The sequence below is a fragment of the Polystyrenella longa genome (assembly GCF_007750395.1).
Taxonomy (GTDB): Bacteria; Planctomycetota; Planctomycetia; order Planctomycetales; family Planctomycetaceae; genus Polystyrenella; species Polystyrenella longa.
Genome location: NZ_CP036281.1, coordinates 1,603,409 through 1,617,355 on the forward strand (window position 1 = coordinate 1,603,409; position 13,947 = coordinate 1,617,355).

Annotated in this window: 9 protein-coding genes; 5 read left to right on the top strand and 4 right to left on the bottom strand. The window is 50.2% G+C overall.

Annotated features, from left to right (window positions below; translation table 11 throughout):
- Positions 1-148 precede the first annotated feature (148 nt).
- Positions 149-355 (bottom strand): hypothetical protein, encoded by a 207-nt coding sequence (locus tag Pla110_RS05995; protein WP_144994211.1) that lies wholly within the window; start codon positions 353-355, stop codon positions 149-151.
- A gap of 42 nt (positions 356-397) precedes the next feature.
- Here Pla110_RS05995 and Pla110_RS06000 point away from each other — a divergent pair, with 42 nt between their 5' ends.
- From Pla110_RS06000 to Pla110_RS06020, 5 genes are all read left to right on the top strand, one after another.
- The gene (locus tag Pla110_RS06000; protein ID WP_144994212.1) at positions 398-3,058 is read left to right on the top strand and encodes a hypothetical protein; all 2,661 of its coding nucleotides are present in this window, start codon (positions 398-400) and stop codon (positions 3,056-3,058) included.
- 661 nt (positions 3,059-3,719) lie between these two features.
- The gene (locus Pla110_RS06005; RefSeq protein WP_144994214.1) at positions 3,720-4,490 is read left to right on the top strand and encodes an ABC transporter ATP-binding protein; all 771 of its coding nucleotides are present in this window, start codon (positions 3,720-3,722) and stop codon (positions 4,488-4,490) included.
- Positions 4,491-4,597: 107 nt separating this feature from the next.
- Positions 4,598-7,231, top strand: a complete 2,634-nt coding sequence (locus Pla110_RS06010) for a Gldg family protein (protein WP_144994216.1) — start codon at positions 4,598-4,600, stop codon at positions 7,229-7,231.
- 178 nt (positions 7,232-7,409) lie between these two features.
- The gene (locus Pla110_RS06015; RefSeq protein ID WP_144994218.1) at positions 7,410-9,203 is read left to right on the top strand and encodes a DUF4340 domain-containing protein; all 1,794 of its coding nucleotides are present in this window, start codon (positions 7,410-7,412) and stop codon (positions 9,201-9,203) included.
- Between the two features lie 816 nt (positions 9,204-10,019).
- Positions 10,020-10,754 carry a lysophospholipid acyltransferase family protein gene (locus tag Pla110_RS06020; RefSeq protein WP_144994220.1) on the top strand — a complete coding sequence of 245 codons (735 nt, stop codon included), beginning with the start codon at positions 10,020-10,022 and terminating at the stop codon, positions 10,752-10,754.
- On the opposite strand, the gene Pla110_RS06025 is transcribed toward Pla110_RS06020, so the two are convergent.
- From Pla110_RS06025 to Pla110_RS06035, 3 genes are all read right to left on the bottom strand, one after another.
- The gene (locus Pla110_RS06025; protein ID WP_144994222.1) at positions 10,755-11,333 is read right to left on the bottom strand and encodes an RNA polymerase sigma factor; all 579 of its coding nucleotides are present in this window, start codon (positions 11,331-11,333) and stop codon (positions 10,755-10,757) included.
- Positions 11,334-11,646: 313 nt separating this feature from the next.
- Positions 11,647-12,507, bottom strand: coding sequence for a pantoate--beta-alanine ligase (panC, locus tag Pla110_RS06030; protein ID WP_144994224.1), 861 nt, complete (start codon positions 12,505-12,507; stop codon positions 11,647-11,649).
- Between the two features lie 178 nt (positions 12,508-12,685).
- Positions 12,686-13,639 (bottom strand): DUF1571 domain-containing protein, encoded by a 954-nt coding sequence (locus Pla110_RS06035; RefSeq protein WP_144994226.1) that lies wholly within the window; start codon positions 13,637-13,639, stop codon positions 12,686-12,688.
- Positions 13,640-13,947: the final 308 nt, after the last annotated feature.

Genomic DNA, 13,947 nt, shown 5'->3' on the forward strand with positions numbered 1-13,947 from the left:
AGTAGAAACGGTTGTCCTTTTAAGGAAGCTTTTTCCAACAGGAAACTGCCTGCATACCATACAAAGTGAAAGAGGTTGTCCAGCTTTTCTGTCTGGTTGACTCTTTTTTGCGAATGAGATTAATCTGACAATCGCTGTCAGATATGTTTCAATCGCTTCCAAAAACAATAAACTTGTATACTGTACCAATCTCAAATAACGCCGTTTTATCGGATGATGTCAGAGTTGAACCTTTTAATAAGAGGTTCCAATAATACTGACGACCAATCCAAACCTCGGCGTCCGGGAATGGTTTAATCGGCAATCCATAAACCATTGTTCCGGTCGCTGTCAAGGCTCTTGGCATTTCTGACATCGTCCCATCTGTACCTTTATCTAAAGAAACAGCTCGCGTCCCATGAGTTCTCCATTCTCGATTTTCCGAAAATATGCCAAAGAATTGACCGTCGCTCTCATTGGATTGTCGATGTTCGCTTTCATCGTGCTCGACATGCTGCGACCAGAGCAGTTACCGGTCGTCATTGGGGCATTATTGGGAGCCATTCTGTTCTTCTTCGTCGGTAAAGCATCCGGACGTCGCGTGATCTACACCGGTGTCGGCATGCTCGCCGGAGCGATCCTGGGAGCCCAGTTTACTGGCTTTGCCACCCCCGAGGCTCCGGTCACGATTCAAGACAAACCGATGGACCAGGTGGAGCTGAATAAACTCCTCGAACAACGCAACATGGCGAATCAGTTCATTGGTCAGGCTCAATACCAGTCAATGGGTGAACAAGCTCTGCAGATGCAGGGGGGCGGTTTTCGCTTCGGTTTTGGACTGGAACCCCGTCAGGATGTCGTTCTGGGTTCTGTTCTGCGAGATATCGGCACCGATTTGCGAGTGGCCGTAACCGACCAGGTCATTGGTGATTTCATTAATGAGATCACTCAGGAAAAAATGACGACGAAAGTGTACCAGGAAACGCTGGACCAAATGAATGTGACAGGGCCCGCCGTTTACGAAGCAATTCGTAGCGAACTGAAAGCGATGCTCGCTTACAAATTGCACATCCGACACCTGAACCCAACACCCGCCGACTATTGGGAAACTTTCCGTAGAACTCAAATTCAGCAGGAATTGCAGGTCATTCCGATAGCGACATCCAATTTTATTCCCGAAGTGAATAACGATCCCACCGACACCGAAATTGAAGAATACTTCGAACGATTCAAAGATCGACTTCCCGGCGAACTAACCGCGAGCTCACCCGGTTTCCGTGTGCCTCGTAAGGTGAACTTGGAATACCTGATGGCAGATCGCACCACTCTGCAGGACGAACTGGCCGCTAAAGTAGAAGTCGCCGACGAAGAGATCGAAGCGTTTTACGAAGAGAATAAAGAGACTTACCGCAACATCAATGCCTTCCCAGCGGAAAGCGAAGATACCGCAGCCCCCTCCGGTCCCGAAATGACCGCTCCTGAAACAAATTCAACTCCCGCCGAGACGGAAGAGCCAGCGGAGAGTGAATCTCCGGAGCCAGAATCGACGGAGCCAGAAGCCACACCGGAAGAAGCCCCTGCCGAAGAAAAACCCGCTGAGGAAAAACCAACCGAAAAGCCAGCCCCTGAAGAGTCTGCTACTGAAACCGAAGCAACTCCTGAGCCGACTCCCGAAGCGACTGAAGAACCCCAGTCTTCACTGCTGCAGTCTAGCTCCAGTGCTTTAGCTTCTGTGCAGGACGAAGCTGGATCTGCCAGCGATACTGCTCCTGCAGAAGCAGCAGCTCCCGCTGAGGAAGAAGAGAAACCAGCAGCCGAAGAAAAACCGGCAACAGAAGAAGCAGAAGCTGCTTCGGAAACACCCGCTGAAGAAACTCCGGTAGAAGAAACTGCCACTGAAGAGGTTGTAACCGAGGAAGTGGAAGAGTTTCGTCCCTTGGATGAAGATCTCCGTGCTGAAATTCGGGAGCAGTTGGTTAACCAGAAAATCAACAAGTTAATGTATGAGCAGTTGGAAGTGGGTCTTGGTAAAATGCAGGGACTGGCCGAAACCTACCGCGAAAAAAGCCTCGAAATGCAAGAGAAAATTCAGAAAGAAAACAAAGACTTGACTCGTGACGAGTTGAACACGCGATTACAGGCCGAACTGAAACCTGTTCGTCAGGAGATGACGGCTGCGTTGAAAAAAATCGCAGAAGAAACGGGCTTGGTTTATCGATCTACTGGTCTGGTTGATATCCGTCAATTGAGTACTCCTGAGGAAGAGGCGGAATTCGATCCCGCACTCGAAATCGGAAACTCGACACGGGCTGCTTCTCCCGATCAGACGTTCTCGCCGAATAGCGACCCTGTCTGGTACACCGTTTTCCAACCACAGTCGGATCTCAAATACGTTCCGTTCCACACGTCCGGAGTCTTTTTGGACAATAATCACTACGCTTATTGGAAAACTGAAGATGTAGCGACTCATGTTCCTCCTTTGGAAGGGGACGTTCGCAAAGCCGTTATTGCGGCGATCATCAATGACCGGGCAAAAGGACCCGCACTGAAACGTGCTCAGGAAGTCGCCGAAAAGATTCGGAACAACGATGGGAAAATTGCTGAATCGATTACTGATATGACTGTTACCGGCGAAGAAGGTTCTGAAAAACTCAACTTCATTCGCATTGAGCCATTTTCCTGGTTGGTGGAAGTCTCAACTCGCGGTCAACAGAGCTTTGCTCCGCAGACTCAGGTCCAACTCAATTCCAATATCGAAGGGCTCGAAGCCGTTGGTGAAGAGTTCATGCAGTTAACCTTCGATGGTATGGAAGTCGGCGATGTGAAAGTTGTCCCCAACAGTGGTGGAGAAATATTCTACGTCGTTAAAGTGGTTTCTCGTGAACCATCTGAGGAAGCACAGATGACGACGTTGTACTCCAGCTTTACAGACTCGCTGAATCGCTCACTCCGTCTTCAACAGTTCCTGGGGCCATCACAGTATGCTCGTTCCATTCTTGAAGAGAATCAAGAAGTTCGACAGAAATACATTCAGGCGATCTTCGATAACTATGGTGTGAAGTTCAGCCAGTTGAATTAGGGACTCGCATCCCACCCAGAGCAATCGGGCCTTTTCTTCCGTCGCGAAAAACACGTGAAGAAAGGGCCCGTTCTCATTGGTATTCTGAAAACGGTTGCAGAAAGTGAACCTTCATTGGGGAGATGAGGGCTGGATGTGAGACGCGTTTAGAATTCTCAGATCGACTTCTCCGAACTTTTCCAACAGTCATCTCATACCAAACGTATCGCACCATAGAACTGGTCTGGAAGAAATAAGTTACCCGTCTCAATTTCAGAGCATCGTATTCGCAAGCTTTCGGTCGAATCTGTAGAGCAGGGCAGGAATTCATCGGGAGTGAGTTGCCCCAACAGGTAACTGCTGAGTACAACATACACTTACTCTTTCTTCCTGCCTGCCACGTTATTCCTCAGGGTAACGTCATCCCTTAAATAAATTGGGTCGCTACGATGTTGAATCTGCGACCGACTGTCATTGCAACACATTCCGATAACGTCCCGTGTTGCCCATTCTTCAAGTCCTCTGTACTTCAATTATCTCTTAATTCAATTGATGTTGTCGTGTTTAAAATGTCTTGATTCTGATGTATATATCACAGTTGACCCTACAGTAACTTCTTCTAGTGTTGACCGATTTTAATCCCATATAAGTCTGTTTCCTGCCCGACTCAGGAGTATCACCGATGGAAAATTCTACCGCGAAACCTGTTGCCAAAACGAATGGGGCAGCCGTGATCGAATCCCGCGGTTTGAGTAAGTACTACGGCCCATTCATCGCGACCGAAGACGTCACCTTTTCCGTTTCCCAAGGTGAGATTGTCGCCTTCCTCGGGCCGAATGGTGCCGGTAAATCGACCACCATGAAAATGCTGACCGGTTTTCTGGCTCCCTCCAAGGGGGAGTCACGCATCGCCGGCCATTTAATGCAAGAGCAGGAAGAACGGATTCTGGCCAGCCAGAAAATCGGCTACCTACCCGAGAATGGCCCACTCTACAACGAAATGACTCCCGCGAGTTTTCTGAAATACATGGGTTCTGCCCGTAACCTGTCCGGTTCAAAGTTACAGGAACGGCTAGATTACGTTTGCGAACAATGCTCATTGAACACGGTTTGGAATAAAGCGATTAGCAAGCTGTCTCGTGGTTATCGACAGCGGGTTGGTATGGCGCACGCCCTGTTACACGACCCCGAGGTTCTGATTCTCGATGAGCCTACCAGTGGGCTCGACCCGAACCAGGTCCATGAGGTCCGGACATTAATCCGGAATCTCGGTAAATCAAAAACCTTGTTGCTCTCGACCCATATTCTGAGCGAAGTCGAAGCGGTCTGCGACCGTGTGCTTCTCATCAGCTCCGGTCGATTAGTCTTTGACGGATCCGTTTCGGAAATGGCAGGGACTGAGAACAATCTCGAAGACCGTTTCCGCGAGTTAACCGGCAATTGCAAAGTGTGATTTCGGTGATCGTTTATCAAACACTCCGTGACAAACAATAAAACAATTTCTCTTCAGGAATCAGCCTTCGGGCTGCGACTTAACAGGAATCCAGAGGAACAACATCCATGTTGCGAATGCATGTACTGAAAGCGGTGTTTCAGCGCAACGTACAGAGCTATTTTTCGAGCGCTCTTGGTTACTTGATCATTGTAGTGTTCGTAGTCGCCGGTGCGTTTCTGGCTTTCAATCCGCTTTTCTTCACGAACAATCTGGCGAATCTCGATCAGCTCAGCCTCTACTTCCCGATGCTGCTCCTCTTTCTGATCCCAGCGATCACCATGACCACCTGGTCGGAAGAGAAGAAGCTGGGAACCGAAGAGCTGCTCTTTACTTTACCTGCGTCCGACGTCGAAATTCTGCTGGGAAAATACTTCGCCAGTCTGGCTGTATATACCGCGGGGCTCTTTTTCTCAATCAGTCACGTCATCGTGCTGATGGTCATCGGTGAGCCCGATATCCCACTCATGATCGCGACCTATCTCGGCTACTGGCTCGCAGGCGCGTCACTCATCAGCGTCGGTATGTTTGCTTCCGCACTGACGAATAACGCGACGATTGCTTTCGTCTGGGGAACGACTCTCTGTGCCGTTCCCGTATTCATCGATCGCATTGCACCCGGTAGTGAGGTTCTGCGGGGACTCAGTCTCTCCAGCCAGCTCAGCGACTTCACCATCGGGCTGATTCCTTTAAGCGGCGTTCTGTATTTTGTTTTTCTGACCATCTTCTTCCTCTATCTGAATTACATCCTTATCAGCCGACGTCACTGGTCGAATTCAGCACGGGAGCATATGGGCGGACATTACATGATTCGGGGGGCTTCGATTGGAGTACTGCTTTTCGCCCTGCTGTATTCGAATAATGTCGTCGGTCTGCTGTCCATGCAGGCCGATGCGACCAGCGAACAGATCTACAGTCTGTCCGATACCACTCGGAACATGATTGAGGAGATCGATGAAAATCGACCAATAACGATTCAGGCATTCATCAGCAAAAACGTTCCCCGCGAATATGTCGATGCCCGCAGCAAATTGATCGGTCTCCTTAAGCAGTATGGCAAGCTCGGCGGTAGTAGCATCGATGTCCGAATTGTCGATGTAGAAGTCTACAGCGATGAAGCAGAAGAAGCGGAAATTCTTGGAGTTCAACCCACGAGTGTCGTAACAGAACAGGATGGCCGCCGGCAGGAAATTCGTATCTACATGGGCGTCGTCCTGACCAGCAGCTACGACGAAGTCGTCATTCCTCTCGTTGGTCCCGGGACCCCCATCGAATACGAACTCACACGATCTTTGCAAACTGTTTCCAACAATGAGCGATTAAAGCTGGGTGTGTTGACCACGGATGCCAACGTCATGTCTGGAGGAAACAGTTGGGAAATCATCCGGGAACTCAAACAGCAATATGAAGTGGAACAGGTTTCTCCCGACACCGAAATTAACGCAGAAGAAATCGATGTCCTGTTGGCCGTTCTGCCATCGTCGCTGACCGAGCCGCAAATGAAAAACCTTGTTGACTATGTCAAATCGGGTGCACCGGCAGTGATTCTGGATGACCCTATGCCGATCGCATTCGGTTCCGCCTTCGGGGGAATTTCGAACGCGCCCCGCCAACCCAAACCAGCCCCCGGTGGAGGCATGATGGGGATGCAGCAACAACAGCCCGAACCCAAAGCGAGCGAAGGACAAGCGACGACTCTGCTTGAATCGTTGGGACTTATCTGGCAATACGATCAGATCGTCTGGGACACATTCAATCCGCATCCTCAGTTTGAAGCGGTGCCTCCCGAGTTTCTGTTTGTCACCTCCAAAAGTGGCAACGCGCAGGCGATCAGTTCCGCCAACCCGATTACGAGTGGCCTGCAGGAGGTCCTGGCTTTCTTTTCGGGAACAGTCAAACCTGCCCCCAACAGCAACCTCGACTACACACCGCTGCTGGCTACAGGCGAAAACTCTGGCCTGATGGGTTGGGATGAATTCACTTCTCCCAGCTTCAACATGTTCCAGAGAACTCCTTCGATCCAAATCAAACCCGATCGATCTTACTTTAAAGATCCAGAGACGCACGTCATTGCCTGCTATGTGAAGGGCGAAGACCGAAATGTCGTCTACGTCGCCGACATCGATATGATCTCGGACTTCTTTTTCCAGGAACGACGGGCCAACAATTTAAATGTGACTCTGGATAACGTTACTTTTATATTGAACTCGATCGATCAGGTCGCTGGCGTCGAAGATTTCATTCCGCTACGCAAACGCCGTGCTAAACATCGCACGTTGACTTACGTCGAGAAAATGACTTCTGCCTTTACCAGCCAGCTCACTAAAGAGCGGGAAACGGCAACCAAAGCGGCGGAAGAGGAACTCACCGAACGACGTAAAAGTTTGCAGGAAAAAGCTGAAGCCATTCGGACGAATACGGAAATGACAGACCGTCTCAAACAGATTCGTCTGGAACAACTCCAGCAGAGCGAACAGCGTCAAATGGAAGTCGAAGAGACCAAAATCGAACAGGAAAAAGAATCCCGTATCGAGAAAGCTCGAGCAGAATCGCAGCGAAAAATTCGGCATGCGGAAAATAAGATTCGTTACTGGGCAACCTTCCTCTCGCCGTTACCCGCTCTGTTGCTCGGCATTATGATCGTCAGCATGCGGTTGGTTTCAGAACGAAGAAGTATCTCAACCGAACGACGCGTAAAGTAGTGAATTCCCGACAACGGAATTATAAATTAGAATCCTCCTGAAACTGGGTTGGAGCTGCTCTCGGGCCTGCAAAGCAAGAGACAACTTGACTCATCAAAGGGTTTCAGGACTGATAAATAGTGATTTCGAATCACGTTCCCAAAACTTAATACATCATTCCCCAGGGGATGCAGAGACGATGAATCAGGAATCAAAACGAACAGCCATTTACGTTGGCCTTGCTGCGGCCGCCTTGTTAATCGCCTTATGGGCGGAAGCGGCAATCCGACCGGCCGAATTACAGGAATTTGCCAAAGTCGGTACGGAATTCTATCCGGAATTCAAAGACCCGACCGAAGCAGCTTCGCTGTATCTATATACATACGACGAAGAAAAGGCGGAATCGCCCGAGTTCTCGATCGTATTCAAGGATGGGGCTTATCGAATTCCCCGCTACAACGACTATCCCGCTGATGCCGAAGAGAAACTGGCCAAGACTGCGGCTTCACTGATCGGACTGGAACGCGACGCCCTCGCTGGACGTCGATCATCCGAACACGAACGTTACGGAGTGATCGCTCCCCGCAGTTCGGAAAGTGCCAAACTCGAAGGCCGCGGCAGCCGCATCACAATCAAAAACGAGCAGGGTGAAACCCTGGTCGACTACATCATCGGGAAACAAGTTGAAGGCGAGACGAATCAATTTTACGTCCGTCAGCCGGATGAAAAAGAAACATACAAAGTTCGTCTGGATATCGATCTCTCTACCAAATTCAGTGACTGGGTCGATCAGGATTTGCTCAAAATCAGTCAGTCTGATTTACGTGACATCGAGTTGAACCGTTACTCCGTTGACCCCCAAACAGGTGGTCTGACTCAGGGAACAATCAGTGAATTGACTCGTCCAGACGCCAATTCCGATTGGGAACTTGCTGGTTTTGAAAGTGAAGAGCAACAGGTGAATCAGGACCAGATCCGCACCATGAGCTCGACGCTCGACAATCTGGAACTGCTCGGTGTCCGCCAGAAACCACAAGGAGTCAACGCGAACGTTGAAATCGATCAATCCATCGTACAGAACCAGTTGATCTTCCAGGGGCTAGTACAGGACCTCGCTTCTCGTGGGTTCTATGTCGCTCCCAATGAAAACGAAGAATACTATCTGTACGCAGATCAGGGAGAGGTTGGTCTCGGTGCCTCTAATGGACTCGCCTACACACTCCGATTCGGTGATGTCTTCAGTGGTTCTCTCGAAGAGATTGAAGCTGGGTTTCTCTCCGATGGCAGCAAAGAAGAAGATACCAATGAGGCTACTGTCGAAGCAGAAGCATCCACAGCTCAGGGCGAAGTGGAAAACCCGGATGAGACTGAAACTGAATCCGCCGACGAGAATAAATCGGACAATCTCAAACAGGGTCGGTATCTTTTCATCTCGGTTGATTTCGATGAATCCCTGCTCGGAGAAGCTCCCGTCGAGCCAACCAAACCTGTGAAACCGGAAACACCTGCTGAAGAAGAAAAACCTGCTGATGAGCCTGGTTCAGAAGAGCCTGTTTCGGAAGAGGAAGCAGCCGAGAATTCCAATCAGCCTGCCGTCGCTGAACGGCCCGAGGATGAATCGGCACCGGAAGAAGAACCCCCAGCTGAAGAGGCCACTACGGAAGAGGAATCGACCGAAGCCGAAACTGCCGATCCCGAGGCCGAATACCAAGCCGCTCTTGAGCAGTACGAGGCGGATTTCCAAGCTTATGAAGCCGCTCTTGAGGCGTATAATCAGCGAAAAGAGGACGGCCAGAAGAAAGCTGCCGAGAGTAACGAACGGTTCGCCAGTTGGTATTATGTGATCTCGGAAGAGAGCTTTGCCAAGCTGCATGTTCCCCAAGAGGATCTTCTGCAGCCCATCGGAGCTGAAGATGCGGCGGGGTCCGCCGGACAGCCCCAACTACCTCCCGGCCTGAATTTACCTAACTTCAACCTGCCACAGGGAAACTAATTCTTTCCGACGTAACTGACGTCTTCTCCTTCACAGGTTGAACGTCATTAAATTGAATTCCAAACAGGAATCCCGCCGATATTGATTTTGGCGGGATTCTTTTTTTGTCGGTTTTAGTTTGGAGTGCGGGGATATGTGTTCAGGTATGAGGAGTAAACTGTTACTGCTCACGTTCCTGGCAGCCGGTCTGTATCAGTCACCGTTGCAGGCGCAGCCCGCCTTTGGTCCGCAGATCTCCTTCAACCAGTTTCAGTTTGGGCGAGTCACTCCGAATCAAATCAACTTTCCGAGGACGAATCTGCAATCCAATACACAGCCTCAGTTGCAGTTTAATAACTTACAATTTCCCAGCTTCGCCACACCGATTAGTGATCAGCAGACCCATGGAAACCGGCCAGCCAGTAGCTTAAGGCCCAATCGATCTGCACCAACTCGGTCTCAGCAAGCGTTGGCCCAAACCCCGCCGCTTCAAGTGTCGAGGGCCTTCCGTGAACGAACTCGAACCGCCGAAATCTCGTCTATTCGCCAACGGCGCCAGGCGATCAATCCGCTGCGAGCTCAAGTACTCCGAGCCGCTCGCAATGATCAACAGAATCGGGCCCGACTCCTTGCATCTCAACCGAGTGATTCTCGCCGAAACTGAGGCTTGGCCATCTGGATCACTGAGGCACTCGCTTTACCATTAAGATCTGGGATTTCTTCCTGCGGTGGTTTTGTTACAATTCCTCCAGAAAAAGCGGCCCTTCCGTCAGAATCTCATCGATTTTCCTTCGCCGCTCTGTATCCTTCCGCCAGGAGACAAAGGACTGTCCCGCCGTGAAAATTCGTAGTCGCCTGCTGACCAAAATTGCCGCCCGCACCGTCGTCTTTATGACGCGGACTCTTTTCCGCACCCTGCGCATGGAAATTTATACTCCCTTCGATCTCGAGATATATACTTCGAAAGATCGACCGGAAAACCATATATCTTCGGTGTGGCATGATCAGCTGCTGTTCTCGACCTTCGGCGTTAAGTCGGTCAATATTTCTGCTCTAGTCAGTCGGCATCAGGATGGCGAATACCTGGCCGAATCGATGCGATGCCTCGGGTTCGGCACGATTCGCGGTTCGTCCAGTCGTGGAGCGGTTGCTGCCTTGAAAGAAATGGTGAGTACCGGTTCTGGAGGACAGCGCCTGGTGATGACCCCCGATGGTCCGCGTGGGCCTCACCATGAATTGAAAAACGGAGTGGTCTACATTGCGTCCCGCTCTGGCATGCCCATTATTTGCGTGGCGACAGTTTCCGCCAAGCATTGGTTGGTGAAAGGGAGCTGGACGAATCTGGTCATTCCTAAACCGTTCAGCCGAGCCGTGCTGGTCGCCAGCGAACTGATTTCCATTCCGCCCGATCTCAACAAAGAAGAGATCGAAGAGTATCGCCAGCGAATTCAGCTTCGCATGGAGCAAATGGAGACCGAGGCTTACGCCATCCTCCACGGGGAACGAACCCGCCCCTCGCATATGGAAAACGATGAGTCAAGTGCTTCATCGGATGTGCGTCAGGCTGCCTGATTACTGCTGGAGATTATCGTCCCATAAAAATTGCAATTTCTGGCGAAGCTCAGATCGTGCGCGATGAATTCGGCTGCGGACCGTGCCGACAGGGCAATCGATAATTTCGGCGATCTCCTCGTACTTCAAGCCTTCGATTTCCTTCAAGACGATGACTGTACGCTGATCGTCCGCCAGCTCATTTAATGCGCGTTGAATGGCCGACTGATTCTCGCTCGTTTCCAACTGGTGAGATGGATGACTCTCCCGGTTGTGATCGTCCGGTTCGATGCCTGCCTTTTCTTTGGCTGTCTCCAGCGACGTGGTCGCCAGCTTTCGTTTTCGTTTCTGGGTGAGCACGTTATTGATTGCGATGCGGCACAACCAGGAATAGAACTGGGACTTTCCCTGGAAGGTATGCAGCTTCTGAAAGACCTGCACGAAGGCTTCCTGTACTGCGTCCTGGGCATCCTGCTCGGAGTTAAACATCCGCAGCAGCGTGTTGAAGAGACGATCCTGATATCGCAGAATCAATTGGTCGAACGCATCTGCGTCCCCCTGCAGAAACTGTTCAATCAGTTGTTGGTCTTCAACACTCACTGGCAACCCAGACTAAGACAAGTCCACATGAAAGGGTGACAGTCCAACATCCGGACTCCTACCCAATAGCGCAGACATGTGTGAATCGATAATCCCGAAAAGTGTTTTCCAATCAGGATTTATTTTATGGCGAAAGATACTCCGTCGCTTGGAACAGTAGTGACTTTTTCACAGGTGGGAAATGGAGATGGGACAATTTCAATAACCTGCGGACTTTGATCGATATCCGCTGTAAGTGGACGCTAATTATTGTACAGTCAACGAGAGCCATCGTCGATGCGACAGGATTGTGGGACTGAATTGTTCCCTCGGGTTAATGTGACAGGCTGACCGTGCTGTTGTCAATCAATCGGGTTGATCCGGCATACGCAGCGACGAGTAAAACCATCTCGGCCAGCGGTGCCTGAAGTTTCTCTAACGTCTTCGTATTCGCAATGCTGAAGTAGTCAGGCTTAAGCCCCGTCTCGGTGATTTCGACAATCGCTTGCGTTACGAGCATCTGAAAATCAGTCTCTCCCGTTCGAATTCGATCCGCAGTGCTCTTCAAAACCCGTGAAAGTACGAGTGCCTGCTCTCGTTCCGTAGAGGAAAGAAATTTGTTACGGCTGCTTAAAGCCAGTCCGTCGGGATCGCGCCAGGTGGGGACTGTCACAATTTCAACTGGAAGGTTAAGATCCTCGACCATTTTGCGAATCACCATCTGCTGCTGGTAATCCTTCTGACCAAAATAGGCCCGGTCTGCCTGCACAATGTTAAATAGCTTCATGACGACGGTCGTCACGCCCTGAAAGTGAGTAGGGCGATGTTCCCCTTCCAGCAGACCAGTCACTCCTTCAACATCGACCACCGAACGAAACTCGGGGGGGTACATCTCTTTTGCCGAGGGGTGAAACACAATTGCGGCACCGTATTCGTCACACAATTCCAGATCTGCTTCTAATGTGCGCGGATACTTGTCCAGATCTTCATGGGGGGCAAACTGAGTTGGGTTCACAAAAATGCTGACGATAACGGTCTCACATTCTGCGGCAGCCGCTTCTATTAAGGCCGCATGACCTCGATGCAGGGCACCCATCGTCGGTACAAACCCGATTTTCGCCTCATCGCCATTCTGTTTTCGACAAGTAGAAATGGCATCCCGAACTTCCGGGATGGTCGTAAGGAGGCGCGGCACGGAATAGTTCCAGTCTAAGCGGAAGAAATAAGAAGCGTTAGTTCATGAGCATTACAACCCCGCTCTGTCCTTGTCGCAGTCCGACGATCGAAATCAGTCGAGCAGGAGAACTTGCCGGCAGGGTGGTTTCACGAACCCAGTAAACATTAAGCGATCGATTTGTATTCGGAGATATGCTTTAGAAATTATACCGTCGTGGGTCGAAGTCCGCATTTTGCAGGCCGACGTTCGTTTTCAAATTGGTGTACTTGTACATTTCTACGAGAACTGCCTCACCCCCGTTCGGATTAAATCCTTTATTAACCAACTGCACCGGCAACAGGGTTTTCTTATCGATCCACAAAGTCGATTCCTGAAAGCGGGGAATATTTCGTGGCCGAGGATGCACTGTTTTAAACGCGTAGTAGGTCGCTGTTGAACTCTGGTTCAACTTGGCATCTTTGTAGAAGTAAACTTCCAAGTCAGCATACTTGAGATCGTCTTTCCACATGGTGACGATCCCCTCCAGCAGACCTTTCAGACCAATCTCCGTAATCGGGTGGCGGCTGTACTCCATAGCTTTAGGGTCGCGAGGAGGCAAGCTAACGGAAGAAGTCAGCAAGCTAAGCGCTCCGGTCAGTTTCACTTGTATCTGGTCCTGGTTAAATCCCTGACTATACAGGACCTGATCAGCCTGCGGACTCCCACTCAAAAATTGAAGGTGCACGCTGAAAGGATTGGGGCGATGTTTAATTTTCATCTGCTGGCGTACGGGGCCTGTTCTGTCTACCAACTCGTATTTTTCAAAGTCCGCCGTGTAGTCCTGTAGTTTATTAACTTCTTCCTGGCATTTCTCTAATTGCTTCAGCATTTTTGCCAGTTTGGGATTGGCCACTTCGGTGACGACATCGCTCACCGGGCGAACACGATTGTCCACGACTTTCGGGTTTTGCTCTCGATTTTGCTTCAATGCAGAAGTGGAGCGTTGAACCTGATTCGGCTCTTCCGCCTGCAGCAGAGAGTTCGCAGCAAGGAAGGAAAGAGAGAGCATCCCCACAACGGCCAATTTTGATTTCGTTCTTTCAGAACTCAAGCAGCGACAGGATTCGTTCTTAGAAGAATTCCGAAAATAGCTTTTGGTCTGATGAAGCATGGAAAAGTTTCCTGTTTTGACTGGCGAAGAACGACGGGTTCATGAAATCAGAGGGAAGTGATTTCGAACTGTCTGAAGCAGCGAACACATCTTATTTATACGAACTAAGACCCGCGCCGCAAACCCTACGCATTTCGGTTGAATACGATCATCTGAAAATACCACAGGAGCGTCGCACTCTGTTTCCATTCAAGAGCTGGTCCGACTACACATAATTTATAAGTTAATGGAATGTTCGCTCTTAACAAGTGCAAAAAAGGGGCCAATTGAGAGAACTGTCCGTTGAGGAACTTTAAAATGAGTAAATA

Coding starts and splice junctions, on each gene's coding strand:
- Pla110_RS06035 (WP_144994226.1), bottom strand. CDS start 13,639: ATGCTTCATCAGACCAAAAGCTATTTTCGGAATTCTTCTAAGAACGAA.
- Pla110_RS06010 (WP_144994216.1), top strand. CDS start 4,598: ATGTTGCGAATGCATGTACTGAAAGCGGTGTTTCAGCGCAACGTACAG.
- Pla110_RS06005 (WP_144994214.1), top strand. CDS start 3,720: ATGGAAAATTCTACCGCGAAACCTGTTGCCAAAACGAATGGGGCAGCC.
- Pla110_RS06000 (WP_144994212.1), top strand. CDS start 398: ATGAGTTCTCCATTCTCGATTTTCCGAAAATATGCCAAAGAATTGACC.
- Pla110_RS06015 (WP_144994218.1), top strand. CDS start 7,410: ATGAATCAGGAATCAAAACGAACAGCCATTTACGTTGGCCTTGCTGCG.
- Pla110_RS05995 (WP_144994211.1), bottom strand. CDS start 355: ATGTCAGAAATGCCAAGAGCCTTGACAGCGACCGGAACAATGGTTTAT.